The sequence below is a fragment of the Ktedonosporobacter rubrisoli genome, assembly GCF_004208415.1.
In the GTDB taxonomy this organism is placed as follows: Bacteria; Chloroflexota; Ktedonobacteria; order Ktedonobacterales; family Ktedonobacteraceae; genus Ktedonosporobacter; species Ktedonosporobacter rubrisoli.
In genome coordinates this window covers 5,917,570-5,943,637 of sequence record NZ_CP035758.1, presented here as the reverse complement: position 1 = coordinate 5,943,637, position 26,068 = coordinate 5,917,570, and the positions used below count along the sequence as shown (strand labels likewise).

Below are 26,068 nucleotides of genomic sequence, written 5' to 3'. Positions count from 1 at the left end.
GTGACTTACGGTATGTTCTGTTTAGCCGCTGGTTAGCTTTTGAGCGTCCTCTCGCGCCCTGGCGACAATCTTGCTTAGCTCGGCTCGGCTCAGTTCTCCTTGTTCGGTGATAAGTTTGCTGACAAGCGCGGTCGGCGTGCGATCAAAGTAGAAGTTCCGCACTTCTAGGCCCTCTGGCGCCTGGGGCCAGACTTCGCTTCCTTCCTTCTCTTCCAGCCAGCTTAGGTTGCCAGACCAGGCTTGTGGCGAGATTTTCAGGGTCTCACAGAGCACATAGAAGGGGACTTTATGCCCCTGAGCAGACCAGGCCAGTAAGGCCGTGCCGGCTTTGTTGAGGACGTCGCCATTGGCCAGGATGCTATCAGCGCCCACGACAACACTCTGGCACTGTGCCATGAAGATGTCGGCCTGGGCATCAGTGATCAAGGTGACAGCCAGGCCCTGTTGACTCAGGGATTGGGCCATCTTGCGGCCCTCATACAGTGGTCGCCCCTCTAGCACGATGACCCGTTCGAGCGCCTGGCGATTGGCAGTTAGAATATCTAGCACTGTGCCGGAAAGGCTACAGGTCATTAGCTGTCCTTGCAGGTATGGCCTGGCCTGTTCGGCTATGCGCGCTGGAGCCTCGGTATATCGCTGCAGCAGCTCTTCGGCAGCCTGTTCAATGGCTTCTGGTCCTCCCTGCACATTCATAACCTGTCCCACAGCATGCGCCAGAGCAGCCATGGCCGGCCGAGCCCTGGCCAGCTCGCGCGCTTTCTGCCTTATATGTTCTATCTTGCCATCTCTGCTGTCTCGGGCCAGATCGCGCAAGATGAGGATGGCTTCGCGTACCAACCAGCGTGAACCATGCTCGCGATCATTGCGCACCCCTTGGATACGCTGCTCAATGTTTTTCATGACTTACTAGCCTCGTTAACTTGCGAAAGTTGAGCGGTAATCAAGAGAAGTTATCGCTATATTAGATCAATATTGCAGTGATTCCGTATAGATCGCGTATAACGGATACAATATACTATTGAGCACGAATTGGATTTCATAACCTGCCCCCTTATTTCGTCTTCTGAATAGATATACAAGCGAGGCATGTAGGGTTTCGTTTGTATAAGCCTATTATCCATCATACGACAACGGGACAAAGGAGGAATCAATGCAAGGGACGTTATATAAAAATGATGCGCGGGCCAGGCAGGTGACCCGGGTCGCTCAGCAGGCGCTGGACAGTCCATCTCGCTCCGCTGTGCATTATACTAGAAGGCATCTAAGTATAGCCCCTGAAACTATTGCAGGAACGCTTAGTCTGTGGACCACCTATGCTCTTTACAATAAGATGTTACATCAACGTGCCGTGGCGCTAGTTGAAGCTCCATGTCGCGAGCATGGTATCGCTATTCAGACGTTGGGGGAATATCCCCTGTTTTCGGGCTTGAAGCTTGTGCATGCCCCGACTTCGGATGTCGTTATTGTGCCGGCCGATGAGGACCCTCTGATTGTAACCGGTAAGTTCCCTTTGCCGGATGCCGTCAAGCAGCGCTTGCAGGCCATGAGAGCGGCGGGAGTGCCTTTTGATATGCTCTATACCTATATTGCACATGAGGTGCCGCCCTATAGTGTGAGTGAAGAAGGGCCTCTACCGCTTGAAGTTATCAAGCCGCCAGCTCCGGCGCAGACCGTGCGTGCGGCGGAACGCTTAGGCTGGCTGGCCCATGCCGCTACCACCACGCTCATTGGCAGCACTGGCCGGCTGTTTAGTGAGAGCTTGCGCGCCTCTACGCGCGCTGGTCTGGTCGTTGGGACCGCTGCCGCGCTGCTCCTCGATCCGCTCATCTTTGGAGCCATCGCTGACGAGCGTGGGATGGCGACCTGGTTTGTCCTGGCCCAGTGGGCCTGGTAAGGAGGGAAGGAGGCTCATGTTACCGGAACCCTATACAGAACAGGATACAGCTCCGGCCTTTCCTGGCATGAGCTTGCACGATTTTATGGAGCGCACGGCGGTTTATGAGCATACACCAGTTGCCTTTCCGCCCAGGTTGCGCCGGGCGGCCTGGCTAGGGATGGGCTTTACGCTCATTACCGTTAGCATTATACTGCTTATCCCTGTGCTTGGTACTGGCATGCGAGCATTATACTTTCCGTTCATGCTTGGCGCTCTCAATCATTTTCTGGAAAGCTATCTCCATTGGCTGGTAGCCAGCGTATGGATTCGCTATGTAGATGGCGCTTTGCTCGGTTCTGCGCTTGTGTTGCTCTTGCTGACCCGCAACCTTCGCCAGGGAAGGCTAGAACAACAATGGCTGGCCTTTATTCAGGCTTTGGCCGGTTGCCTGAATCTGTTACTGCTCATGAGTATAGTATTGCTCATCTTGCCCAATATATTGTTATGGATAATCTCCATCCTCACTGTTTTAATACTTGTAGCCGCGTTCTTCGGAGTATTCTCGCCTTCCCCGAGAAGAGCCTCTTAAAGAGAGTGCTTTGTCAGACGTCGTTTGTGGAGTGCGCCGCCTGCGGCTGAGGGAAAGGGGGCGCCGCGAGCGGATCGCGGCCCTTGACAATCCCGCTGGTTTCACTCATCACGTTAACCTTGACGGAACGAGAGTTTGGTAGTGACGTCTTGTAGGAAAGAAAATCCCCTCTCATTGTGCGCCAATTGGCTGTCAACATTACCCGCCAATTGGCGCTTGTTTCTCTTAAGAATAAGGTATTAAACTTGATTGGTATAAGCCAATTTCAGGAGGAAACTATGCGACGCAGCCAGATTGAGCATCAGGCGTTACCACTTTTTACGGCCTCTGCCCGTTCGCTGATCCAGCTTGATCGTAACAGCGGCATCCCCTTGTATCGACAAATCAGCGATGCCTTACGTGCGGCGATCAGTGCTGGGGATCTTACGCCTGGTATGCGCTTGCCTACAGAACGTGCCCTGGCCCAGGAACTGGGTGTCAATCGAACCACGGTAATGAATGCCTACAATGAACTTGCCAGCGAAGGCTTGATTGCCGGCCATGTCGGACGGGGCACGCTAGTGAAGCGCGGCTACTTCAGCCAGGATGAAGATAGCTTTGAGCAGGATACGCCAGCCTGGCTGCTGGGTCTGGCTGCCGGCGAAGGGGCGGTGCTGGGACCAGACGCTCGTGTGCTCAGCGAACTTGTGGCGACGGGAGGCTACAGGGAAGTGATTTCGCTGGCTTCTGGCACGCCTCCAAAGGAGCTTCTGCCGGCCGAGCAATTGCAGACGATTTTTATGGAAGGGCTGTCCGGTGCGCGAGAAGAGGCCCTGGGCTATGTACCGGTTGAGGGCTTGCTCAGCCTGCGACGTGGCCTGGCTGCTCGTATGCGTAGGCGTGGCGTCAATGTCGATTTGCAAAATATTTTAATTCTTTCGGGTTCGACGCAAGGGTTGGGTTTAATTGGTCGCTTTCTGCTCAATCCTGGCGATGAGGTCGTTGCTGAACTTCCTACCTATATTGGCGCGATCCAAACCTTTCGGGCTTTGGGGGCAAGGGTTATCGGGGTACCGATCGATAGCGAAGGCATGCGCGTGGATCTGTTAGAGTCTGTCCTCTCGCGCCGCAATCCGCGCCTGATCTATACGCAGCCAACCTTTCAGAATCCGACCGGCGCTAGCATGTCCCAGGAGCGCCGTCGCCGTCTGCTTCTGCTGGCCCGGCGCTATCAAGTGCCCATCATTGAGGACGATCCTTATGGCGAGCTCTATTTTGATGGCAAGGAACCACAGCCGCTCAAAGCCCTGGATAGCCGCGATTATGTACTTTATTTAAGTACCTTCTCTAAAATGCTGGCCCCGGGATTGCGCGTGGCCTGGCTGGCGGCTCCTGAGCCAATGATCTCGCGCATTTCTCTGCATAAGCAGGTTTTTGATCTCAACACCAATGCTATTGGCCAGTGGGCGGTGACCGAGTTCTTACGCCGCGATCTGATGGATGGGCATCTGGTCATGCTGCGTGAGCGCTATCGGCAGCGCCGTGATGCGATGCTCCAGGCGATAAAAACGTACTGGCCGGCAGGCATTCGCGTAAATTATCCCCACGGTGGTTTCCATTTATGGTGCCGGCTTCCCGGAGACCTGCGCGCGCGCAGTCTTGTGCGCGAGGCTGCGCAGGAGCGGGTGGCTTTTCTTATTGGTGAGCCCTTTTACACTGACGGTAGCGGCCATAACTATATTCGTATGAGCTTTGCGGCTCCCGCAGAAGAGCAGATTGAAGAGGCGGTGCGACGCATTGGTCATACCATGAAGGGCATGCTCAAACGCCAATCCGCGCGCGATGATGGCGATGCGCGCCATCTTGAACGCCTGCCTATGATCTAGCCAGCCTTTACGAATAATATAAGAAGCGGCCGGCCTATATATGGGCTGGCCGCATGCTCCGAGACATGTGGTAGAATATTGAAACTCTGGATGTCAAAGTTTGCGATGATCAGGCGCTCACCTACTCCGCACTGATAAAGCTTGTGGCATAGCCTCTTTGTGCAGCATACAAGCAGCTTCTCATCTTGACCAGATATAATCCATAGAGAAGAGTATATGTCTTTGTGTATGGAGAGGTTTCACTGATATTCAGAGCGTGCCATAGCGGCCATAAGATTATAAGTTGGAGGGCTACATGTCTTTAGAAGCAGAGGAAGACTGGGAAGTTACGGCCGATGGTCTCTATATCGCAACGCGCGGTTTCTTAGAGCGCCGCGGTTATTGTTGTGGGAATCGCTGTCGCAATTGCCCCTATGTGAATTGGCGCAATCAGCCTACCTGGAAGCCAGTTGATCCAGCTTACGTGCACTATACGCGGGTATCGTCAAGGTCTGTGGCGGGAGCGCAGGCTATGCTGCATCATCACGAGCGAGAGCTTGCGCAATGTTCATCCAGGAAGAAGGGTTATCATCAGGCGATGATCAAGCATTATACACTCTTGCTGGAACGCTGGGGGCAAAAAAAATATGGAGAAGATAGGTAGTTCTATCTTCTCCAATAAGCTATCTTGATTAGTGGCCGGGAGCCCAGATAAAGCTTACGCCAGGGCCTGGCCTGAAGGTTACATAGGTCGTGCGAGCCCAGTTACCGGCCCAGTTCCAGTTGCTGGTCAGGACGCTGCCATCTGAATTGATGTGTTCAACTACCGCAACGTGACCGTACCAGCCTGCGCCCTGAACGCCTGCTTGTAAAACAATGATTGAGTATACTTTAGGCGTTCCCGAAACTGTCCAGCCAGCATTGGCTGCGCCAGATGCCCACTGATTGGCATTGCCAAGCCAGGAGACCCAGACGCCAGTCAGATCATGATAGTGCATATTGGCGAAGTAAGTGCACTGTCCATAGAAGAAGTGCCCCAGGCCTCCGTCAGTTTGACCCGGAGGTGCAGCAGGGACGCCAACAAAAGATACACCGCCGGGATCAAAGCCGTCCTGCGTCACCGCCGTTGCCGTCGCCGCCTGGCTGGTGATCAAAGCCGTATTGTTTCCCTGTGAGTTGACAAGGTTGGTAATTGGTTTAAATATGCTAAAGTTTCCGACATTGGCGTTGCCTGTAGGCACCACAATAATTAAGGTTCCTAGCACAATAAATAGGAGTAGTGTGGTCACTGCTACATGGACTACCAGGCGGCGGCCCTTGGGGGGCGGGACCATCTGGCTCTTTTTGCCTGAACCCTTGATTACTACCGGTTGTCGTAGCGACGTAGTATTCCTGCGGCCATCGGGAAGCGTGCCAGTTTGCAACTCGGCTGTAGTAAGCACGCGCGTCACGTTGGGAGCTGCGTTAGGATCTACAAGTGCGCGCGTTACATTGGGTGATGCATTGGGATCTTGCAAAGCGCGCGTCACATTGGGTGAAGCTACAAATACTATGGTAGGTTGCGCGGTTGTGCCTTGCGGTACTGCCGGGTTTCCAACAGTAGGGTCCACAAAGCTCTGCGGCGCTCCCTGAATCGGAGCTTGCATAGGGTTCATGAGAGGCTGCGAGCCTGCTGGTGCTCCTGGATATTGAGCAGGAGACGCCTCTGAACTTCCACCAGGAGCGGCAGATTGTCCCGGAAACGGCAATTGCTCTATATCTGGATGAGGTGTCATAGGATCTGACGTTTGCGGCGCAACATCTTGCTCAGAAGTATCAGGTTTATAATAATCCTTTAACGGCATACGCTTTCCTTCAATCCATTAGTCACATTACAACGACGCTGCATGACGTACAGCACTCTCACCTGTGCTGAATGTACCCAAAGTGGGGCTGTTCGGTCAAGCTTCTCAAGCCCCACGTAGGACTATAGGACTACATTGAGCTATGTTCCTTTACCACAACTTTTAATAAGCCCGGATTGCCAACTTGTTCCTCTTTGAACATATTGCGCACGATAACTGCCCAATGTTGCTCTTCAGAGGTTTTTGAAGCATCGGTCTCACTAGCACTGCTGAACTTATCTGGTAAGCTTGTTGCGGTTATAGCTGCCAGGGGGATGCGGATGCTCTTCTTGCCACAAAAATCCAGGCTGAAACGCTTGACCTGCGCGCCACCAATGATGCGGGCCAGGGCATCGGGTAAGCAGATGTGGGCAATCAGGCCAGCCTCGTAGCGGGGCACGCTGATGACCAGCTCAAGCTCGTCGCCAACCTGGAAGCTGCGCTGAGCTCGCCCATCTTTTTCTAGCTGTACGGCAACTGCGAGCTGGCTCTTGAAGGTAGACCAGCTTTCGCTGACCTCGCTGGTTATTTGTACAAGTGCCAGGCCGGAGAGACAGCGTATACTCTCAATGCTTTCGGTATGGCTCAGGGCCTCCGTAAGGCTCATTGGCTGGCCGTTCAGTCTGACTTGCTGCTTCTCGTTTTCAGTTTCCGTGAGCAGCCCGGCGGCGCGTAAGGCTGTAAAGAGGGCCAGGCCTGCTGCTGTATCGATAGTGCTATAGAAGCATCCCTGCTCGTTGAGTTGGGCGCTCAGATAGTTGGTGGCGGCAAGCGCGCGGGGAAGATCACTTTGGTTGCCCGCTCTCAATAGGGCTGCGGCAGCATAGGCCGTCTCTTGGCGCCTGGCGACTGCGGGACCATAGATCTTATTAGCCTCAGAGTCCTCTACATAGGTCTGCTCTCCCTGAGCTTTCAAGCGGGTGCGTACAAAGGCCAGAGCCTTACCTTTTTCTGCTGGGGACGTATTTTCGGCCGTAAGGACCAGATAAGCGTCGTGGCAATCCTTGATCTCACGGGGCGGATTAGCCAGCTTGTAGTAGGACGCCGCATCCAGCGCCATAGCATAAATGTCCTGCAGAATGTCTTGTAAGCTTTGCAACTGGAGACCAGAGTCTTGCGGCCTGGGCAGGCTCAGCAAATGCCTGACGCCTTTGGGTGCCCAGAAGTGATCGGACTGCGGTTGACCGCTCTCCTCGGGTGGATACATGCAGAAACCTTGCCCCGGCAGATACATGCTCTGCAAGCGTTTGTACCAGGGCAGAATAGCTGCTTCATATTCGCGCGCCTTCTGCGCTTCGCGGGCCGTGATATAGCCGGTAAACATAGCCAGGAGCTTGAGCGAAGTTTGCTCGATACAACCGTAGGGGTAGCGCGAAGCTGCCTCTACCAGCACTGTGAAGGGTTGCTCTAAAGTAGGCAGCAACCGCAGCTCTAGCGCCTGCAGCTCCCGTACATTCACTTCCTCGTTGGCCTGCAGAAGGCGTAGGCTGCGCTGGATGTGGCGCAATTGGCCGGGCTCGCTCACATAGCGCTCGCTTACATCGCTGCCACCCTGGCGACCATCGCGCACAGTCGAAGTAATGGTACCGGGGCGCACCAGGAAGCGCAAAGCTGAGCCCGAGGGGATAGGCAAGCCAGGTGTGACAGCCGTACCATCTGCATAAAATAGAGGGAGAATTTCGCCATTGTGCCGCACATCAACGATCGCACTGCCCGAGGCGGCGCCAACGTCGAGGCGTCCCAGGACGGGATCGCCGGGAAAGACAAAGGGCGAGACGCTCAGTTCTCCGTAGACGGGCTGCACGGCTTCCAGACTGGTCTCAACGCGTTGCCAATCGAGGGTTTCGAGCAGGATAGCAAAAGCTTCGATGCTATAGCGCGTCAGGCTATCGCCAAGCTTTACCTCAAGCTCCGTCTCGCCCCGCACTTTGACTATGTTGTTGTAGATCACTTCAGGGAACTGCATGCGGACTTTTGTCAGCTCTTTTGCGCTCTTCGCAACTGCCGAACCCGTTGGAAGCGGCGCGCCAGCGAAACCGACCGGCACTGCGCCAGTAGCAAATTGGGGGGCGGCCATGGCGCGAAATAGCATCGGGCGCGCATATATTGGACTGGGGAGTTGCATCTTTCCCAGGCTACGCTCGATAAAGCCGACGACTGATTGCTCATCCCAGGCGGCAAGATTCTCCTTAATGCAGGCGGCGAGCTCGACTTGCGGATCGCTCTGCGCTGAGAGGCGCTGATCCTTGATGATTAAATGGATGGGGACGACGCGCTCAGTCAGAGAGGTTTTGAGCTTAATTGTGACGCGACTACCTGGCCTGGCTTTTTGCGGGGCCGTGCATTGGAGCTGCAGCTCAGGAGGACGCAGCACCGCGCACCAGCCCTCCCAGGCCTGGCCCTCAATAAATGCGCCAAGGAGCACGATGCCGTAGGGAGCAGGAATAGGCATGCGCAAGGGCTGATTGGCCTGGACCTGCTCATGATATGTTTCCTCGTATGTGCCATGAACCGCATCGACGACAACCACACGCAGCATAGCAGCAGCCACGCGGGGCATGATCTCGACTTCCCGGCCAAGTGCGCGCTGTACAAGGAATGGCTCGTTGTTGGCGGCCCCACGCGTAATATACATGCCACGGCACATGTTCGAGCGAGGCAGGGGTAAAAGGCTGAGCTCACGCCCCTCGCCGAGCTCGCTGATGGTCAGGGTCTCGCGGCGTTCCTGTTCCGTGCCCTTCAAAGGGACAGTCGCCGTGCGTTCACCGGCAAAGATATTGAGCGTAAAGGGTCCGGCGCCCGTGAGCTTGAATGCGCCACGGGCTTCGCCCGCGCGATTGCAATGCAGCCTTGTGCGCGAACCGACCCGTTGCCCCTGCTCCTGCAACTCAATCTCAATGGGACCGCTATAGGGCTGATTAAAGCTGCTGACTGCCAGGGTATAACGCAGCGTATCGCCGCTGAGCCTTTGCTCGCTCAACTCAGCATTCAGGGCTGCAAGCCGGTATTCTGCGATCTCAAAGCTGCACGCGGGACCGCCATAATCCTCAAGCTCAGCCCTGTACTGGCCTGCGGGCAAATCTTGCAGCGACAAGAGGCAGAGCCCATATTCGTCAAGGGTAAGCTTATAGTCGGCATAGGTCTCTTCGTATAAGTAGAGAGATAGTTGCACTTTCTCACCTTGATGCTCAGGCGCCACGATGAGCAAGTGTATGGGGTCGTGTTTCTGGCGGTAGAGGCTCTTATCGCTAGTCAGAGAGACGAGTTGGACTGCTTCTGGCAAGGGTTTGCTCAGTTGTAGGCCCTGTAACCTGAGATGCTCCTGACCGCGAAAAACTATAGAGGCACGTTCAAAAGCTTCAGAAGAGGGTGGCAGGAAGGCCTTTAACCCCGCTTGCGCAAGCCAGCCCTGACGTAGGAAGACGAACCAGCTGCCCAGAAATACATCGTCGGCGAGCGCTTGTCTGGCCAGATTTTCATCTATAGACACATGAGGATCATGTTCGGGTAACGATCTATGTTGCGGCATAAGCTTTTTGCCTCCGAATTGCTGTATTTATCGTTGTTATTACTATGACTAGTAGATAACCTTACACTACCTTAGGTGAAAGTACAACAGCAACTCGTTAGGATATAATAGGGATTGTTGACGATTCAAGGAGAAGAAATAGAATGCCGCGCTGGCCCAGATTAATAGCCTTACTTTTTATGCTCCTTCTCTTTTCCGCCTGTCAGACAAATGGCGGGAATGGTAGTCAGGTAGCTACGTCTAAACCTGCCTGGATCAATGCAAGTACGCTGCTGGATACCTGTCCGGCGGAGCTTAAGAAGGTCAAGAACTGCTATACTCCCTATGGGCTGCGCCGTGCCTATGGATTGGAAACGCTCACGGAGCAGGGCTTTACCGGAAAAGGCCAGACTGTTGTCGATATTGTCTCGTATGGCAGCCCTTTTCTGCAGAAAGATCTAGATGTGTTCAGTAAACAATTCGGCTTGCCTCCCGTCAAAGTTCAGGTTATTGCCCCGCTTGGCACTGTCCCTTTTGATGCTAATAACGCGGAAATGGTGGGCTGGGCAGAGGAAACAGAGCTCGATGTAGAGATGATTCATGCCCTTGCTCCCGAGGCCCAGATCGTCGTGATGACCAGCCCGGTTGATGAAACTGAAGGAACTATCGGCCTGCCCGAGTTTCTCAAGCTAGAGCAATATGCAGTCAATCATCATCTGGGGCAGATCTTCTCGCAGAGCTTTGTGGCCACCGAGGTAACGCTCAAGGATGGCGCGGGTCAGCAATTAGTGAAAGACTATAGCGATTTCTATCGACGCATCACTACCCAGGAAGGCTGGACCATCCTGTCTGGCTCGGGCGATCATGGCGCAACCGATTGGACAGACCTGGCGGGAAGCAAGCTCTCTCCTACTCCTGTCGTCAATTTTCCGGCGGATGTTCCATGGGTTACCTCTGTGGGGGGAACTGTGTTACAGCATACTGCGACTGGCTATGCTGAACAGGCCTGGAAGGGCAGCGGGGGTGGCAGCAGCCAGTTTTTCAGCCAGCCGGATTATCAAAAAAATCTGCCGCCAACAGTTCAGAGTCAATTGGCGGGGCGTCGCGGCTTGCCCGACCTGGCTGCCGATGCCAGCCCGGATACAAGCATGGCAATCTATTTCGCCGGCTCCTGGAATCAGGTTGGCGGTACCAGCGCGAGCACGCCACTTGTCGCCGGGATAGTTGCTGTAGCTAACCAGACGGCAGGTCATGCGCTGGGTTTCCTGAATCCTGGCATCTATAAAATGGCTGCGCAGAAACAAACCAGAGATTTCCGCGATATTACAGAAGGGGATAACAGCGTAGATGGTCCGGTCAAAGTCCAGGGCTTTGCCGCTGCCACGGGCTGGGATGCCGTCACGGGTTGGGGCTCGCCGCAGGCCAGCCAGTTCATTCCTGATCTGATAACCGCCTTGAAATAGGAGTAAAGTATGGTATTCTTCTTACGACGACTCCTTATATTACTTTGCCTGCTTGTTCTGCTGGCCGCCTGTGGAACCGGCGGAGACAGGAGCAATAGAAGTAGCTTACTAAGCAGGCCAGGAGTAACTGCCACCCCATCGGCGAACAGCTCTCAAGGAACCACTATCTGCCCACGTTCCGTACGAAATTTTTCCGGCTGCTTTACGCCCACGGCCTTGCGCCAGGCCTATGGAGTAGAATCGTTGCTGCAAAAGGGCTTTACCGGCAAAGGTCAGACTGTAATCGATATTGTTTCCTTTGGCAGCCCAACTTTGCAGGAAGATATGAAAGTCTTCGATCGGCAATTCGGTCTGCCGCCAATTGATCTTCAGATCATTTCGCCGCTTAAAGCGAAGGAATATGATCCCCTTGATGATAAATCGACGTGGGCCTTTGAGACGAACCTTGATGTACAGATCATTCACGCCATCGCGCCAGAGGCTAAAGTCGTGGTACTGGTCAGCCCGGTTGCCGAGACTGAGGGCACGATTGGCTTGCCCGAATTTCGTCAGCTAGAGCAATATGCCCTCGATCATAAACTTGGCAATATTGTGACGCAGAGCTGGGGAGCTTCTGAACTGACATTGCAGGATGCGGCCGGGCAACAGGAGCTTAAGAAATGGAATGAGTTTCTCCAAAAGGCTACTCTTCAGCAGCACGTTACCTATTTCTCTTCTTCTGGCGATAATGGCGCAACCGATTATGCAGATCTGAATGGCAGCAAACTTGCCACGGTCCCTACCACAAGCTTTGCCGCCTCTTCTCCCTGGGTCACTAGCGTAGGGGGAACTACCTTGCAGCGCAATGGCGCAGGCTTTACGGAGAAGGCCTGGAGCGATATAGGGGATGGCCAGAGTAGTGGTGGCGGCTTCAGCCGTTTTTATCCGATGCCAGCCTACCAAAAGACGTTGCCGGCCAGCGTCCAGGCAGAGTTTAACCATCACCGAGGCGTGCCCGATGTTGCGGCGGCTGCCGATCCTTACACGGGACTGGCTGTCTATACGAGCGGCTCGTGGGGGCTGGCGGGAGGTACGAGCGCAGCAACGCCACTCTGGGCCGGATTGATGGCTATTGCTAATCAGATGGCGGGGCATCCTCTAGGATTTATCAATCCTGCACTCTATAAGCTAGGCGCATCTCCTGCTTATACACAAGATTTTCGCGATATTACGAGTGGAGATAATACGAATCGCCTGAGCAAAGTACCGGGCTATAAGGCGGTTCCCGGCTGGGACGCGGTAACAGGTCTGGGCGCGCCTGATGCCGAAAAACTCCTGCCCGATCTGGTCAAAGCGATCACATAGAGAGGCAGGAGAGCTGGCAGCTAAAAGAGAGTGCCTGACACTGCCAGCGCAGTGATAGAAGTGCCAGGCTACTATAATAAATAAAAGCGCTAATTGCGGCAGATTTGACCATATTATGCATATGCTCACTTTGCCCCAATGCTTACCTTTAGCTTCTTTTAACTAACGCGCTACCGAGCTTGCTCCAACGTCGCCAACCTGTTCGTGTCCCCTGACACCCTTACGCGCTGGGAGAGCCGAACCGCTTTGGCCGGAGGTCACATGTAGCTTAGCTGAGGATGAAATGGTGGAGACAGGAGTAGTCAAGGTTTGTGCCCGACTCTCCTTCTTTCTAGCTGGACGTAGCGCTAAAAAGGCAAAGATAAAGGTCCAGATGAATAGAATTCCCATCAATCCCCAGGTTAAAAGAAGTTGTGTTGGTGTCATCACGGTAGTAGATACATCCACGGGCCATCCTCTTTCAAGCTGTTCACATTGAAACAGCGTAAGTACCGTATTGATATAGACGAAACGAATAGATAAAATTAACATTGATGATAGTACTAATAGCGTGAGTAAGCCTGGCTGATTTTTGCGCTCTCTGTCAGTACGCGCCGAGATGAGCTGTTCGCTTGTTGTAATACATTTCTCCTAACCTCAGCTCTGCTTGTTCTCACTTAACAAATCTTATTTATTTCCATCAATCGGAGCTGGCAAGATTAGCAATATCCCCCTTTTTGGTATTCCCCATAGATGAACGAAGGAGGTAGACATAAAGTTTCACCTGAAACGCGCCTTGTTCGTTGTAAGGGTATGCACCATATGCATAGTAGAAAAGAGGAAGCTGAATATGGATCGTCACCTTCCGGAGGTTCGTAGAATATATGAAGGATAAATATCTTGTTCTTTCAAGAAAAACCTGTCACAATACAGGAAGGCCGTCTTCAACGTTTGCTGAAGGGGAAAAATATGGCGCAAATTGATTGGCACCGCACACGAGATATTCTTATATGCATTATTTGCTTTGGGGTGATAGTTTGGGCATTGGGAAGCTTTGCGGGACAATTTATTGATGTTATTATTATTCTTCTCTTATCAATGGCCGTAGCTTTTCTGCTCACACCGGCGGCCAATCTTCTGGCCAGGTATCATGTTCCGCGTGTCGTGGCCACCCTTATTGTCTATATAATCATGCTGGCTCTTCTTGGCGCTCTTGGTTATGCCCTGGTTTTCTCGCTGATTCAGCAAGCGCTAAACTTCTCACAGACCATTACTGATTTTGCCTTGAACTTGCCCACAACCATGGTAAACCTCATCAACTTTCTGGAAACGCAGGGCCATATTCCTGATGCCAACATTCGTGCGGCCATCGACCAGATTCAGTTGCAGGCTACAGATTTTGCCAGATCGATGGCCAGCAACGTCCTCAATTTTGCCTTTGTGATTACAAATGGCTTTATCGATATTCTGCTGGTTATCGTGATAAGTTTCTATCTTACCCTCGATGGGAAACGCATTCGCGATAGCATTGTGAGCATCATGCCAAAGAGCTCCTTGCCGCATGTATTGTTGTTCGAGGATGCCCTTAATCGTGTCGTGGGTAATTATATTCGCGGCCAGTTGACGTTGGCCCTCATCGTTGGCTGTATGGCCAGCCTGGTGTGTGTGGCTACCGGGCTGCAGAACTACGCATACCTTGTGGGAGTGCTCGCCTTCATCTTTGAGACGATCCCGATGGTGGGTCCGGCGCTGGCCTCTATCCCGGCCATCGCGCTCTCTTTGCTCCTGCCCGACCCATTCCCGCGTACATTTTATATAGTGTTGGCATTTGTGGCTATTCAGGCCATAGAAAGCAATATTCTGGGGCCGCGCATTGTAGGGCATGCGGTTGGCTTGCATCCTGTAGCTTCTCTGCTAGCCTTGTTGATAGGTGCAAAGTTGCTAGGCCCTCTTGGGGCGCTGATTGCCACACCTATTGTCGCGGCGATTTGGGTGGTCGTGGCCAGCCTGTACCGTTCGATACGTGGAGAGAGTGCCGACCAGATACTGGCCAAACGGAGGCGCGCAAGCTGGGTGATTCGGCGTCCCCCACAATTGCACATGCCTAAAAAACGTCAACCTCTGCAAAACGCGGGGCCTGAGGCCAGGTCTGAAACAGATAGCGCTCCCGAGCACACAGAGCTATTTCATGTGCGTAGCCAGCAAGAGGAAAAGCCTGAGCCTTCACAAAATGAGGAGGGGGAGCACAGGCAGGACAACGGCGATCGCATTCGTACATAATGGCTGAGCAGTGATAAGGATAACTCCAGGGTCCTTATCACTGTCGAGATGACTGGTTGCAGCGCTTAATCGGTACCGAATGTGCGTCGTAGTTCTTCTTCGCCATCATGGTTTACCAGAGCATAAATTTCGTCGTGTTCCATCAACACGGTTTCTCCGGTAGGAAAGATGGTCTCATCCCCACGGATAATCAGCGCAAGGTTGCTGCTGCGGGGCAGATTGATCTGATTTAATTGCTTTCCTACCACGGGAGAAAGGGCAGGAATGCTCATCTCAACGATCTCCAGACCAGCTTTCTTAAGCGTCATGAGCAGAACGAAATGGGGGCCAGGAAGTTCGGATTCAATGAGGGAGAGAATGGCCTTGGTTGGGCTGATAGATACATCGATGCCCAGTTTCTGGAATAGCTCTTCATGCTTAGGATTGTTCAGGCGTGCGATGGTACGACCAACGTTGAAGCGCTTTTTGGCCATCTGGCAGATTACCAGGTTGTCCTCATCCTCACCGGTTACCGCAATGATTACATCTGCACGCTGTGCCCCTGCCTCTTCCATAGTTCGCGCTTCGCAGGCATCACCCCGAAGAATTGATTGCCCCAGTTCCTCGGTCAGGGTCTGCACGCGGCTTGCCGATTTGTCCAGAAGCAGAACTTCATGACCCCGATTCAATAAATTTCTAGCGAGATAGTAGCCAACTTCGCCACCACCTCCAATGATGATATACATACGAGTGCCTCTTGTCCCTTCCTTGTAAGTGTGATTTGCTTGTTGCGCAGCTTATGGCTGCAAGCACTTTATACTTTGTGCTTTGTATCCACTGTCACGGCGTCAAAGAGTATGTTCGCACTGATCAACGTGGGGCAGATGGTCTCCATGCCAAGCTCATTGTAGGTGAGCTGGCGAATAGGGTCGTAGATGCGGCAGACAACCTTTTTGATATGGAAGATCTCTTTGGCGATCTGGCTCGCCATGATGTTACGATTATCGCCGTTGGTGACAGCTACAAAGGCGTCGGCCTCAAGAATGCCGGCTCGTTTAAGAACATGCTGCTCAATGCCATTGCCCAGTATCTTCATACCGCCAAATTCCGGGTCAAGACGCTGAAATGCATCATTGCTGCTATCAACTACTGATACGCTATGCCCTGCTTTATCTAGCTGCGTCGCCAATGTAGCTCCCACGCGGCCACAGCCGAGAATGACAACTTTCACGAATAGCCTCCTGTCGGTCTGACGACCGCTGATAGGATTGGATGGTGATAAACCATCTTGTATTATAGCATGTGGACATATTCATTATGTTAAGTTCATGAACTTTAGAACTTATGGTTAGGCTTCCCGATTTACCCTGCCGCGGCTTCCTGCGCGCTCTCCCGCGGCTTTCTATTTCTCCAAATTGGCTTTGCTGTGTTAGCTCTAGTGCTGCGTTGGAAGACCTCTACTTATCACGTTTCTTCCTGGCCTTAGCAGGGAAGGCAAAGATAAATAGCGGCAGAAAGCTCTAGCCATGCTCGACAGGCGTCAGCAGCTCCTGTATAATATCGGCGAATGTTGCTGGCTTGCTGAGGAGAGCCCTCGGCAGGTCTATGAGCAGCGGCGAGCAAAAAATAAGAGCAAAGGAATGCCACTATGTCTAATCCGCCTGAGTCATCAAAGCAAGAGCATCCCAGTACCTATTTTGTGCAAGATCGTACAAATTTAGAGGAGCTTGAGCGGGTCACCGTTCAAGACCAGATGATCACGGCTTCCATGGGGGGTATTTTACCTGAGCAGGCAGATCCGAGTGCATACCGGCGCGTGCTCGATGTGGCCTGCGGAAGTGGAGGATGGGTCATTGAAGCAGCGCAAACCTATCCAACGATGACTTTGATCGGTATTGATGTGAGTAAGCGTATGGTGGACTATGCGCGTGAGCAAGCCGAGAAGGCGCAAGTTGCTGATCGCGTTGAGTTCCATGTCATGGATGCCTTGCGCATGCTTGAATTTCCCAACAATTATTTTGATCTCGTCAATATGCGTTGTAGCGGTAGTTTTATGCGCACCTGGGATTGGCCCAAAATGCTTAGCGAGATGTTGCGCATCGCGCGTCCCCAGGCCGTCATTCGCGTTACCGAGCCCGAGATTGAGCATCAGAACAATAGTCCCGCCCTCACGCAATTCTTCGCTATGTTCCAGTGCGCCATGTTCCAGTCAGGGCATCTCTTTGAGAACAACACAACAGGCATTATTGACCATCTAGCGCGCCTGCTTACGCAGCACGGCTGCCAGCAGGTTCAGACGCGTTCTTATGCCCTGGAATATCGTACAGGAACGCCAGCCGGGCAGGCCTACTATAACGATTGCAAATATGTTCTGCGTAATCTAAAGGCCTTTATCCAGAAATGGGGCTGTATCTCAGGAGACTATGAGGCAATCTGTAAGCAGGCTCTTGAGGAGATGCAGCAAGACACCTTCCATTCTACCTGGAATCTGCGCACAGCCTGGGGATATAAGTCCAGATAAGCTTGTGCCGGGATAGAGGTAGCGCTGCTGTTCAGCAAAGCGGTGCTATTTGCACAGATCAGTTCAACCACTACTTATTTTATATGTATGGAGCCGGAGAGCGTGCATACCTGATGCGCACTCCTCCTCCAATCTCTTCATTAGTAATTTCCCCAGACCTGTTTGCCCAGCGCAGATTTTTTGTCCCAGGTGGGTCAGGCTTTTGCCAGATAGTACCCTGTGGGTTAAGGCAGCAAGGAGTATAAATAATCCTGAGAGGCCTGACAAAGAGCTCTTTGGCGAAGATGTTCTGCGTTTTGTGGCGCGGGGTGATATTTGCTCTTGTCACATGTCTGATGTTTTGTTAGAATCCAATGGGACAATGTATCCTTCCATCCCCACGACGCGGTTTCTCCGCATCGCGTCATGGATGATACAATACAAGTAGCAGAGAACCGACAGGGATGTAATATTCTCCTCTTGTCCAAGATTAAGATTACGATCCGATATAATCCGGAGGTATGTTTTTATGGACTTAGCCACCCTCATTTTCTGGATCATCGCGGTGATCCTGGTAGGGTCGGCGTTGCTTGTAGTTGGCCTTAACAACATTGTGCATAGCGCGCTGGCGCTTATAGTCATGTTTGCGATGGCTGCAGGAATTTATGTGCTACTCAACGCTGAGTTTATCGCGATTGTACAGATCCTGGTCTATGCAGGCGCGGTAACCATCTTGATCCTCTTTGCGCTTATGTTGACGCGCATCGGTGGACAGGTAAGAACAAACCCTACCAACAAGCTGTGGTGGATAGGCATGATTATCTGTGCCCTGGTGGGGGCGAGTATTGTCTATGCTGCTACGTTTAGCAATCGCGCGATTGCCAACGTGGGGAATGGAGCAGGACAGCTCCCGGCAGGTATCAGTAACGTTGTGCGTATCGGTCAATTATTATACAGTCCCACGACATATAGCTACGTATTACCCTTTGAAATTGCCTCGCTGGTATTGCTGGTAGCCATTGTCGGTGCGATTGTTATTGGTAGGGAGGATTAATGGTATGGGACTTACTCTCAATCATTTTTTAATACTTGGCGCGGTACTCTTCTGCATCGGCTTATACGGTGCGATTGCTAAGCGTAATGCAATTGCTGTATTGATGGGTATCGAGATTATGTTGAACGCCGTTAATATTACGATGGTGGGTTTTTCCTTTTTTAACCAGGTGAAGCCCTACTCGACCTACCTAACGGGGCAAATATTCGCTATTTTCATTATCACTGTGGCGGCGGCAGAGGCAGCGGTCGCTCTTGCGATGGTTATAGCAATTTATCGCAAACGTAGTACGGTGGATGTTGGCGAAATAGATATGATGAAGTTTTGAATCCAGACCAGGGCTTCTGCTAAAGAAAGGAGATGTGCGCTCTGGCTATCGTAGTGTCTCAATGATGCTGTGCGCACTGAGTTCATATGGCGTTATATCAATACTCCTGGCTGATTCTGTTCGCGCCGCTTCTCGCTTTCGTGGTTATTATCTTTGGTACTCGTAACTGGGATTTGCTCAGCCGTCCACGTGGGGAGAAGGCTGTAAGTCACGAGGGAGCTCATGGGGAGGCTCACGGGGGACATGGAGGCGAGTCTGAAGGTCATGGCGAGGACAGTCAGGATTATGATGATGATCCAACGGTACCTGCTTTAACTGTAGGTGCCAGGGTGAGTGGCTATGTGGCTATTTTGATTATGGCCCTGGCCTGTATCTATTCCTGGGTACTCTTTATTAACACTTTCACAAACCCGGGTGTCTTGCCGGAAGCTGGCATCTCGGTGTTTTCTTATGAGTGGGGGGTGGCTCATTATACCATTGCTTTCCACCTCGACAGGCTGGCCATCACGATGATGGTGGTTGTGACGACGGTCGCTCTTCTTGTGCAGTTCTATTCCCAGGGCTACATGGCAAACTCGGCGGGCTATGCTCGTTTTTTTTCTTACCTCTCGCTGTTTGCCTTTTCGATGCTGGTGATCGTCTTCGCCCAGAATTTTCTGGTTATCTTTGTGGGTTGGGAGCTGGTCGGTCTGAGCTCGTATCTGCTCATCGGCTTCTGGATTAATAAGCGCGAAAAGCCGGCAGAGTTGCGTCCTTCGCCTGCTACTGCCTCGATCCAGGCTTTTGTCGCGAACCGTGTTGGTGATGTTGGCTTTATTATTGGAATTATGATCCTTTTCGCCAACGTTCACTCGTTCGACTTCCAGGATATTGCGGCTCATGTGCAGTCCATGGATAAGACGGTTCTGACGATTGCGATGATCCTGGTCTTCTGTGGTGCGATTGGTAAGTCTGCTCAATTCCCGCTGCACATCTGGCTGCCATCCGCTATGGAAGGCCCGACCCCGGTGAGCGCGCTGATCCACGCGGCGACGATGGTGGCGGCCGGCGTCTATATGGTGGCCCGTACCTATCCGCTCTTTGCCGCAGCTGGTCCGGCAGCCTTTGAGGTAGTGGCCTGGATTGGCGGCTTCACGGCGCTCTTTGCGGCGACGATTGCCCTGGTGCAGAGCGACTTCAAGCGCGTGCTTGCCTATTCGACGATTAGTCAGCTAGGCTATATGTTTGTGGGCCTGGGCGTGGCCGGTCCAGAACTGGGGGCTGGCCCCGGTATGTTCCATCTGTTTACCCATGCCTTCTTTAAGGCTCTTCTCTTCCTTGGCGCCGGTAGCGTGCTACATGGCCTGCATCATGCTATGCATAAGGAAGTACAGGATATGCGCCTGATGGGTGGTCTGGCCACACGTATGCCAATTACAGCAGCCACCTGGTTAATTGCTACACTCTCAATCTCTGGTTTCCCTTTCTTCGCAGGTTTCTATAGTAAAGATACAATTATTGAGTTGACGCTGGAACATGGTAATTGGGGACTGTATATCATTACGCTTGGTACGGCTGGCCTAACGGCTTTCTATATGTTGCGCGCCTATATTCGGGCCTTTGGCGGTAAGGGTGGTAAGCTCGGTGGCCTCTGGGGTGGTCCTTATCGCGGGACCGGTGAGGTGCACGAGTCGCCTTGGACAATGACGATTCCTTTGATCCTGCTGGCCATTCCTTCGGTAATCGCTGGCTACTGGTTCGGCTTCTTCACTTACCTTGATCCCCATGCGGAGGGACTCAATTTTGCCCATATTATAAGCTCACCGCTGACCTGGGTTGGCGTGGTGGTGGCCTTTATCGGCCTTGGTTGGGCCTACTTCCTCTATGCACGCGTTGAGCCGGCAAAGGTTGATGCTGTCGTGCAGGGGAATGCAGTTTTGCGCGTATTGCATCGCATCCTTTACCGCCGTTACTATATTGAGGATCTCTACGATCTGTTTATCCGTTACGTGGTGCTTGGCATATCACATGTTGAGCAGGCCTTTGACGCGTATATCGTGGACGGAATTGTCAATGGCGTGGCCTATATTATTACGTCGTTTGGCCGTGGCGTGCGCCAGGTTGAGACAGGTAGAGTACAGGCGTACATGGTTGGCTTCTTTGGTGGCGTTGCAGTATTGGCGGTGATCGTCTTTGTGCTGGTCACGTTCGTGAGAGGATAAGAAGGATCATGACGATATTCTCAAGTATTCTCACCTGGATTATCCTGCTGCCTGTGATCGGCGCTGTGGTAATCTATGCTTTGCCGACCAAGCCGGCACGCTGGGTGGCGCTGGGTTTTGCTGCCGCCACTTTTGTCTTGTCGCTGGTGGTTGTCTTTACACATATATCTCAGGGCTTTGGCGACCTACAACATCTGGCCGAATCGATAAATCTGCCATGGATTGATTTTAAGACGGCCGGCTTAGAAATTAAGGTTGATTACTTCCTGGGCGTGGATGGTTTGAGCCTGCCCATGGTGGTCTTGAATGCCTTGCTTAGCATGCTGGCGATTATCGGCGGCTGGGAAAAGAACCGTGTCAAAGATTACATGGCCCTGCTGCTGATCCTGGAAGCTGGCGTGATGGGCGTCTTTATGGCCCTTGATCTGCTGTTCTTCTTCCTCTTCTGGGAAGTCGAGCTGGCTCCGATGTTTATCCTCATCGGTGTCTGGGGCAGCGACGTTGTGAAGCATGGCATGCCCGGGCGTATCTATTCGGCCTGGAAGTTCTTGATCTATACCTTCTTCGGCAGCGTCTTTATGCTGGTAGGGATTCTGCTGCTCTACTTCCTGAACATCAGCCATGGAAACCCGGCGACGGGCAGTATGCCCTACTTTGTGGCGCATATGTTCAACGATACCATCACGCTGCCAATTATTGGCGTGACGGTAGGAGCGCAGCTGCTGGTCTTCCTGCTGATTTTTGTGGCCTTCGCCGTGAAGATCCCGATGTTCCCCTTCCATACCTGGCTGCCAGATGCCCATACCGATGCGCCTACTGAGGTGAGCGTGATCCTGGCCGGCGTGCTGCTCAAGATGGGCGCCTATGGGCTGATCCGCATCTGCTTTACGCTCTTCCCTCTTGGTGTTCATCAGTTTGCTGGCTGGCTTGCCGTCATCGCGGTAATTAACATTATCTATGGCGCGGGCATCTGTCTGGTCCAGAAGGACATGAAGAAGCTGATAGCCTATTCCAGCGTTAGCCATATGGGTATCGTGCTGCTGGGTGTGGCTGCGGCCGCCGGCAGTGGTGATGTAGCATTTCGCACGGCGGCGCTTATGGGGGCCACGGTGCAGATGTTTAGCCATGGCTTGATTACTGGCCTGCTCTTCTTCTGCGTTGGCGTAATTTACGACCATGCGCATACGCGTGAGATCGCAGTCTTCGGAGGCGTGGCCAAGAAGATGCCTATGCTGGCGACGCTCTTTACCTTCGCTGCTCTCGCTTCTCTGGGCCTGCCTGGACTGGCTGGCTTCGTGGCGGAGTATATGGTCTTTACCAGCAGCTATCAGATCTGGCAGGCGGCGACGATAGTCTCTGTCTTCACAATGATTTTGACTGCTGCTTACTTGCTCTGGATGATCAAGCGGGTTTTCTATGGGCCCTTCAATAAGAAGTGGGCCTGGTTGCCGGATGCGAGCTTGCGCGAAGTGGTGCCCCTCTTCGTTCTGGCTGCCGTGATCGTGCTTGTTGGTGTCTATCCCAAACCCCTGATCGATGTGATAACACCCAGCCTGACCCATGTGATGCAGGCGGCTGTGGCGATGATAAAATAAGGGCGGCCTCAGAGGTCGCCCCGGGGGGGTAAGGAGTTTGTATGTTTCACTTGTCTGATCTTTACCTGCTGGCACCAGAGCTTACGCTGACGTTGTTAGCGCTGGTGGTCATGGTGGTCGATCTGTTCGTCAAACGCCGCGCTGTCGTTGCCACTGTGGCTCTCGTTGGCCTGATTGTGCCGGTAGGTTTTACGATATCTCAGGCTCTGACTTTGCAGGGAACCCATACAGCATTTTTTAATATGCTGACTGTGGACCCTTATGCGTTATTCTTTGATATCATCTTTTTGATGATCGCCGCCGTGATGATTCTTGCTTCCTACGATTATGTGGGGAAGTATGTCAAGGCTGACGGCGAGTTCTATGTGCTCATGCTCTTTTCGGTAGTGGGCATGATGCTGATGGCCAGTACGACCGAGCTGATCACTATCTATATCTCGCTGGAACTGACGAGTATTCCGCTCTATGTGATGGCGGGCCTGATTCGCACTAGTGAGCGCTCGGCAGAGGCTTCGGTGAAGTATGTCTTGCTGGGAGCCATGTCTTCGGCGATTTTGCTCTATGGCTTCGCGCTGATCTATGGCCTGACCGGGACTACCGATCTGCAAGGCGTGGCGCATGCCATTAAGACGGGCATTACGCAGGGCAATCTGCTGCTGCTGATTGCCAGCGTGTTGATTATCGCGGGCTTTGGCTTCAAGATCTCGGCAGTACCTTTCCATATGTGGGCGCCCGATATCTACGAGGGCGCGCCTACGCCGGCCACGGCTTTCTTCTCGGTTGGCTCTAAGGCTGCAGGTTTTGCGGCTCTGATCCGTGTCTTCATGTTTGGCGGCCTGGGCCAGGTCAATCTGACTTCGCAGGTTGTTGTCCTCTCGATTGTGGCAGTTTTGACGATGACCCTTGGCAATATCGTGGCCGCGGTGCAGTCGAATGTGAAGCGCATGATGGCCTATTCCAGCATTGCGCAGGCTGGCTATATCCTGGTTGGCTTCATTGCCAGCTTTGCTACCAATAAGCCAGATGGCAACGCTGCAGTTTTGTTTTTCATCCTGGTTTATGTAATCACTAATCTTGGGGCGTTCGCTGGTATCATTACGCTGGCCCAATTGACTGGCGGTGAGCGTATCGAAGACTTCCGGGGACTATGGCGGCGCGCACCACTTTTGAGTGTGGGTACGGCGCTTTGTCTGCTCTCGCTGGCAGGTATTCCGCCGGTGGCAGGTTTCTGGAGCAAGATTATACTGTTTACGGCTTCCTGGGGCCTGGGTCAGACCTGGCTTGTGGTGATCGCCCTGCTCAATAGCATCGTCTCGCTTGTCTACTATGGTCGCCTGGTGAAGGTGATGTTCTTTGATGCTCCGGTGAAGAACGAGCGCCTGGTGACGCCGCTAGGCCTGGGTACAGCGATAACGCTGGCAACCGCTGCTCTGCTGGTGATTACTGTGGTGGCGCAACTGGTCCTGCAGGCTGCGATGCCGGCTGCGGCCAGCCTGATGGTTTTCCTTGGCAAGTAGGATTGCAAGAAATATGCTTGCAGCTAAGAAATGGGGCGTGTTTAAACGCGCCCCGTTTTTGTTGCTGCTTAGAAGGTCCATATTCTGGCGTTTTGAAAGGCGACCTCAGTTGGCGCTGAACCTTCGGAGGCTGCCAGTCCGATGTGGCCCTCTTTAGAGCTGCTATCCTGCGTGCTGGCCAGCACATTGCCATTGGCAAAGAGCGTCATATCTGGCCCTTTGGCCACGATAGCGACGGTATTTAGCGCTCCTACTCCTTTGTTGATAAGTGGAGAGATGCCCTGCACGAGGACTTTAATATTGTTTCCTGTTTTGTCTGGGTAGAAAATGAGTGTATAGGTTCCGCCAGCGCATACTTCAAAGAGGTAGGCTTTGTCCAGGCCGTTATTGCGAATGTCAAAGCCGCCACAGTCCCCTTTTAAGATCTTCATTTGTACCTCGAAGGTGAAATCAGTGTAAGTACTGGCCGAGATGCAATCGTGATAATGGTTGATATTATCTTCTTGAATGTGATAGCCATCCTGGAAGAAGCCACAAGTGTTACTTTCGGGCCATAGACTATTTATGTGATTATTTAATGGTTCATAGATCTCTAGCTTTCCGCTGCCGTGCATATAGCTGGGGTAATGGTTGCCCGCAGTAACGGTGGCAGTAGCAGCGATAGCAATGTTCCTCTCTCTGACAGCTGTTGCGGAAGCCTGGAGCGTGCTGGCGGTGGCCATGGCCAGGATGCGTTGCGCGTGATTCTTGTAGAGAAACAGGCCTGTGGCGCCCGAGGTGAGAATGAGAAGAAGGCCAAGCGCAGCGACTATGATGAGCAAGCGCCGTGGCCGGGGTGTTGGGCTGGGGCGCTTGTTTGGAGAAGGCTCAGAGGCAGCCTTGCCCATGGCCGACATGCTTCCGCTGCTGGGAGGCGCGAAGGGTTGGGCAGGCTCGCGGGAAGGGGATGGAGGAAGTTGAGGCGTGGAGGACACCTTTTTGGTGATAAGCTCAGGTAAGGAATGGGAGTTAGTGTCGAGTGGGAAGGCAGATCCAGCTGTGGCATTTTTATTGACGACGAGGGTAAGGACGACGGGGCTGCGCGGTCCTCCATCATAGTAGGGTTCACCCTGTTCAGCAAGGTAGATCTGCTTACCATTGTAAGAATTGGGTGGGATTGTTGCTACAATCTTCCGCCTGCCGGGCAGGGTGACGGTGCGGATAACGCCTGCGCGAGCCTCTTCGCCGCTGATGGACAGACTGATATGGATATCGCCGGGAGCTTTCTTGGCTTGTTGGAAAGCTTGGGCAAACTGCAAAACGGAAGGAAAGCGTTCCTCGGGGTTTTTGGCGAGGGCGCGCAGGATGACGGCATCCAATGCGTGGCTAACCTGAGGGTTGAGTGTGCTGGGCGGCTGGGGCTGCGCCGTAAAATGCTGGTGCATGACCTGCTCCATCTGGCCACTGAAGGGAGGATGGCCGATCAGGAGGTGATAGGCGCTGCTGGCCAAGGCATATTGATCGCTGGCCGGAGCGGATTGCCTTCGCCATTGCTCAGGAGGCATATAGGCAGGCGTACCGCGAATCTGCCAGCTATTCACGGCGCTTGCGCTCTCGAAACGGGCAATGCTGAAGTCGGCGAGCAGGATATCGGGATACTCGGGATGCTCACTGCGCTGGCGCATGAGGAAGTTGGAGGGTTTAACGTCCTGATGAATGATCTGGCGCTCGTGAGCATGCTGCAAGGCAGTAGCTGCTTGTTCCACGATATGCGCAACTATGTGAGGAGCAAGCTGCTTTTTCCGCTGCCGGCGTAACCAGTTAAGCAAGGAACCTTCGGCGCGGTAGGGCATGACCATGTAAGCGAGCCTGCGGTTCTGGATCACCTCTTCACCCGAATCGAAGAGGGGGAGGATGTGAGGATGGTCCAGTTGGGAGATAGCTCGGATCTCGCGCTGAAAGAGGCGGGTGGCCTCTTGCTCGTCAGAAACGTGTTCCAGGCGAATAATCTTGATGGCGACCTGCCGCTTGACATAGAGGTCCTCGGCCAGGTAGACCTCACCCATGCTGCCACTGCCAATGAGTTGGCAGAGCCGATAGTGGCCAAGTTTCAATCCTTCGAGTGACATGAATGTTTCCTTACTCCTCT

Annotated in this window: 21 protein-coding genes; 14 read left to right on the top strand and 7 right to left on the bottom strand. The window is 53.1% G+C overall.

Annotation, left to right across the window (positions count from 1 at the left end; translation table 11 throughout):
* Positions 1 to 21: 21 nt before the first annotated feature.
* Positions 22 to 900 (bottom strand): eIF2B alpha/beta/delta subunit family protein, encoded by an 879-nt coding sequence (locus EPA93_RS25865; RefSeq protein WP_129890275.1) that lies wholly within the window; start codon positions 898 to 900, stop codon positions 22 to 24.
* Positions 901 to 1,150: 250 nt separating this feature from the next.
* Between EPA93_RS25865 and EPA93_RS25860 the strand changes: the two genes are divergently transcribed.
* From EPA93_RS25860 to EPA93_RS25845, 5 genes are all read left to right on the top strand, one after another.
* Entirely contained in the window at positions 1,151 to 1,894 is a 744-nt protein-coding gene (locus EPA93_RS25860) for a hypothetical protein (RefSeq protein ID WP_129890274.1), read from the top strand.
* A gap of 16 nt (positions 1,895 to 1,910) precedes the next feature.
* Complete coding sequence (locus EPA93_RS25855; RefSeq protein WP_129890273.1) at positions 1,911 to 2,465, top strand: hypothetical protein; 555 nt, start codon at positions 1,911 to 1,913, stop codon at positions 2,463 to 2,465.
* Positions 2,466 to 2,475: 10 nt separating this feature from the next.
* A complete protein-coding gene (locus EPA93_RS50475) occupies positions 2,476 to 2,607 on the top strand; it encodes a hypothetical protein (protein WP_277988666.1) in 132 nt (43 codons plus the stop codon).
* A gap of 136 nt (positions 2,608 to 2,743) precedes the next feature.
* Entirely contained in the window at positions 2,744 to 4,330 is a 1,587-nt protein-coding gene (gene pdxR / locus EPA93_RS25850; protein ID WP_129890272.1) for a MocR-like pyridoxine biosynthesis transcription factor PdxR, read from the top strand.
* A gap of 295 nt (positions 4,331 to 4,625) precedes the next feature.
* Positions 4,626 to 4,973 (top strand): DUF5522 domain-containing protein, encoded by a 348-nt coding sequence (locus EPA93_RS25845; protein WP_129890271.1) that lies wholly within the window; start codon positions 4,626 to 4,628, stop codon positions 4,971 to 4,973.
* A 28-nt stretch (positions 4,974 to 5,001) separates the two neighbouring features.
* Here the strand turns inward: EPA93_RS25845 and EPA93_RS25840 are convergent, their stop codons facing one another.
* A complete protein-coding gene (locus EPA93_RS25840; RefSeq protein ID WP_129890270.1) occupies positions 5,002 to 6,153 on the bottom strand; it encodes a CHAP domain-containing protein in 1,152 nt (383 codons plus the stop codon).
* Between the two features lie 130 nt (positions 6,154 to 6,283).
* Positions 6,284 to 9,721, bottom strand: a complete 3,438-nt coding sequence (locus tag EPA93_RS25835; RefSeq protein ID WP_129890269.1) for an alpha-2-macroglobulin family protein — start codon at positions 9,719 to 9,721, stop codon at positions 6,284 to 6,286.
* 143 nt (positions 9,722 to 9,864) lie between these two features.
* On the opposite strand from EPA93_RS25835, the gene EPA93_RS25830 reads away from it, so the two are divergent.
* Together EPA93_RS25830 and EPA93_RS25825 are read left to right on the top strand one after the other, a co-directional pair.
* On the top strand, positions 9,865 to 11,163 hold the full coding sequence (locus tag EPA93_RS25830) for a S53 family peptidase (protein ID WP_129890268.1): 1,299 nt from the start codon (positions 9,865 to 9,867) through the stop codon (positions 11,161 to 11,163).
* 9 nt (positions 11,164 to 11,172) lie between these two features.
* Complete coding sequence (locus EPA93_RS25825) at positions 11,173 to 12,507, top strand: S53 family peptidase (RefSeq protein ID WP_129890267.1); 1,335 nt, start codon at positions 11,173 to 11,175, stop codon at positions 12,505 to 12,507.
* Between the two features lie 162 nt (positions 12,508 to 12,669).
* Here the strand turns inward: EPA93_RS25825 and EPA93_RS25820 are convergent, their stop codons facing one another.
* Complete coding sequence (locus tag EPA93_RS25820; protein ID WP_129890266.1) at positions 12,670 to 12,954, bottom strand: hypothetical protein; 285 nt, start codon at positions 12,952 to 12,954, stop codon at positions 12,670 to 12,672.
* Between the two features lie 501 nt (positions 12,955 to 13,455).
* Here EPA93_RS25820 and EPA93_RS25815 point away from each other — a divergent pair.
* Positions 13,456 to 14,766: an AI-2E family transporter gene (locus EPA93_RS25815; RefSeq protein WP_129890265.1), complete on the top strand. Its 1,311-nt coding sequence runs from the start codon at positions 13,456 to 13,458 to the stop codon at positions 14,764 to 14,766.
* A gap of 65 nt (positions 14,767 to 14,831) precedes the next feature.
* Here EPA93_RS25815 and EPA93_RS25810 read toward each other — a convergent pair whose 3' ends face one another.
* Both EPA93_RS25810 and EPA93_RS25805 read right to left on the bottom strand, forming a co-directional pair.
* Positions 14,832 to 15,491, bottom strand: a complete 660-nt coding sequence (locus tag EPA93_RS25810) for a potassium channel family protein (protein WP_129890264.1) — start codon at positions 15,489 to 15,491, stop codon at positions 14,832 to 14,834.
* Between the two features lie 68 nt (positions 15,492 to 15,559).
* Entirely contained in the window at positions 15,560 to 15,976 is a 417-nt protein-coding gene (locus EPA93_RS25805) for a potassium channel family protein (RefSeq protein ID WP_129890263.1), read from the bottom strand.
* Between the two features lie 417 nt (positions 15,977 to 16,393).
* Here EPA93_RS25805 and EPA93_RS25800 point away from each other — a divergent pair, with 417 nt between their 5' ends.
* From EPA93_RS25800 to EPA93_RS25775, 6 genes are all read left to right on the top strand, one after another.
* Complete coding sequence (locus tag EPA93_RS25800; protein ID WP_129890262.1) at positions 16,394 to 17,266, top strand: class I SAM-dependent methyltransferase; 873 nt, start codon at positions 16,394 to 16,396, stop codon at positions 17,264 to 17,266.
* A gap of 508 nt (positions 17,267 to 17,774) precedes the next feature.
* Positions 17,775 to 18,299, top strand: a complete 525-nt coding sequence (locus EPA93_RS25795; protein WP_129890261.1) for an NADH-quinone oxidoreductase subunit J family protein — start codon at positions 17,775 to 17,777, stop codon at positions 18,297 to 18,299.
* A 4-nt stretch (positions 18,300 to 18,303) separates the two neighbouring features.
* Entirely contained in the window at positions 18,304 to 18,627 is a 324-nt protein-coding gene (gene nuoK, locus EPA93_RS25790) for an NADH-quinone oxidoreductase subunit NuoK (RefSeq protein WP_129890260.1), read from the top strand.
* Positions 18,628 to 18,713: 86 nt separating this feature from the next.
* Entirely contained in the window at positions 18,714 to 20,828 is a 2,115-nt protein-coding gene (gene nuoL / locus EPA93_RS25785; protein WP_129890259.1) for an NADH-quinone oxidoreductase subunit L, read from the top strand.
* Between the two features lie 8 nt (positions 20,829 to 20,836).
* Complete coding sequence (locus tag EPA93_RS25780; protein ID WP_129890258.1) at positions 20,837 to 22,423, top strand: complex I subunit 4 family protein; 1,587 nt, start codon at positions 20,837 to 20,839, stop codon at positions 22,421 to 22,423.
* 41 nt (positions 22,424 to 22,464) lie between these two features.
* Positions 22,465 to 23,940 carry an NADH-quinone oxidoreductase subunit N gene (locus EPA93_RS25775; RefSeq protein ID WP_129890257.1) on the top strand — a complete coding sequence of 492 codons (1,476 nt, stop codon included), beginning with the start codon at positions 22,465 to 22,467 and terminating at the stop codon, positions 23,938 to 23,940.
* Positions 23,941 to 24,008: 68 nt separating this feature from the next.
* On the opposite strand, the gene EPA93_RS25770 is transcribed toward EPA93_RS25775, so the two are convergent.
* Positions 24,009 to 26,048, bottom strand: coding sequence for a protein kinase domain-containing protein (locus tag EPA93_RS25770; RefSeq protein WP_129890256.1), 2,040 nt, complete (start codon positions 26,046 to 26,048; stop codon positions 24,009 to 24,011).
* Positions 26,049 to 26,068: the final 20 nt, after the last annotated feature.

What these genes read in the sequence shown, in the direction of transcription:
- EPA93_RS25800 (WP_129890262.1), top strand. Translation starts at nt 16,394, where the DNA reads ATGTCTAATCCGCCTGAGTCATCAAAGCAAGAGCATCCCAGTACCTAT.
- pdxR (WP_129890272.1), top strand. Translation starts at nt 2,744, where the DNA reads ATGCGACGCAGCCAGATTGAGCATCAGGCGTTACCACTTTTTACGGCC.
- nuoL (WP_129890259.1), top strand. Translation starts at nt 18,714, where the DNA reads ATGGCGTTATATCAATACTCCTGGCTGATTCTGTTCGCGCCGCTTCTC.
- EPA93_RS25860 (WP_129890274.1), top strand. Translation starts at nt 1,151, where the DNA reads ATGCAAGGGACGTTATATAAAAATGATGCGCGGGCCAGGCAGGTGACC.
- EPA93_RS25830 (WP_129890268.1), top strand. Translation starts at nt 9,865, where the DNA reads ATGCCGCGCTGGCCCAGATTAATAGCCTTACTTTTTATGCTCCTTCTC.
- EPA93_RS25855 (WP_129890273.1), top strand. Translation starts at nt 1,911, where the DNA reads ATGTTACCGGAACCCTATACAGAACAGGATACAGCTCCGGCCTTTCCT.
- EPA93_RS25865 (WP_129890275.1), bottom strand. Translation starts at nt 900, where the DNA reads ATGAAAAACATTGAGCAGCGTATCCAAGGGGTGCGCAATGATCGCGAG.
- EPA93_RS25825 (WP_129890267.1), top strand. Translation starts at nt 11,173, where the DNA reads ATGGTATTCTTCTTACGACGACTCCTTATATTACTTTGCCTGCTTGTT.
- EPA93_RS25840 (WP_129890270.1), bottom strand. Translation starts at nt 6,153, where the DNA reads ATGCCGTTAAAGGATTATTATAAACCTGATACTTCTGAGCAAGATGTT.
- EPA93_RS25795 (WP_129890261.1), top strand. Translation starts at nt 17,775, where the DNA reads ATGGACTTAGCCACCCTCATTTTCTGGATCATCGCGGTGATCCTGGTA.
- EPA93_RS25770 (WP_129890256.1), bottom strand. Translation starts at nt 26,048, where the DNA reads ATGTCACTCGAAGGATTGAAACTTGGCCACTATCGGCTCTGCCAACTC.
- EPA93_RS25780 (WP_129890258.1), top strand. Translation starts at nt 20,837, where the DNA reads ATGACGATATTCTCAAGTATTCTCACCTGGATTATCCTGCTGCCTGTG.
- EPA93_RS25835 (WP_129890269.1), bottom strand. Translation starts at nt 9,721, where the DNA reads ATGCCGCAACATAGATCGTTACCCGAACATGATCCTCATGTGTCTATA.
- EPA93_RS25810 (WP_129890264.1), bottom strand. Translation starts at nt 15,491, where the DNA reads ATGTATATCATCATTGGAGGTGGTGGCGAAGTTGGCTACTATCTCGCT.
- nuoK (WP_129890260.1), top strand. Translation starts at nt 18,304, where the DNA reads ATGGGACTTACTCTCAATCATTTTTTAATACTTGGCGCGGTACTCTTC.
- EPA93_RS25845 (WP_129890271.1), top strand. Translation starts at nt 4,626, where the DNA reads ATGTCTTTAGAAGCAGAGGAAGACTGGGAAGTTACGGCCGATGGTCTC.
- EPA93_RS25775 (WP_129890257.1), top strand. Translation starts at nt 22,465, where the DNA reads ATGTTTCACTTGTCTGATCTTTACCTGCTGGCACCAGAGCTTACGCTG.
- EPA93_RS25815 (WP_129890265.1), top strand. Translation starts at nt 13,456, where the DNA reads ATGGCGCAAATTGATTGGCACCGCACACGAGATATTCTTATATGCATT.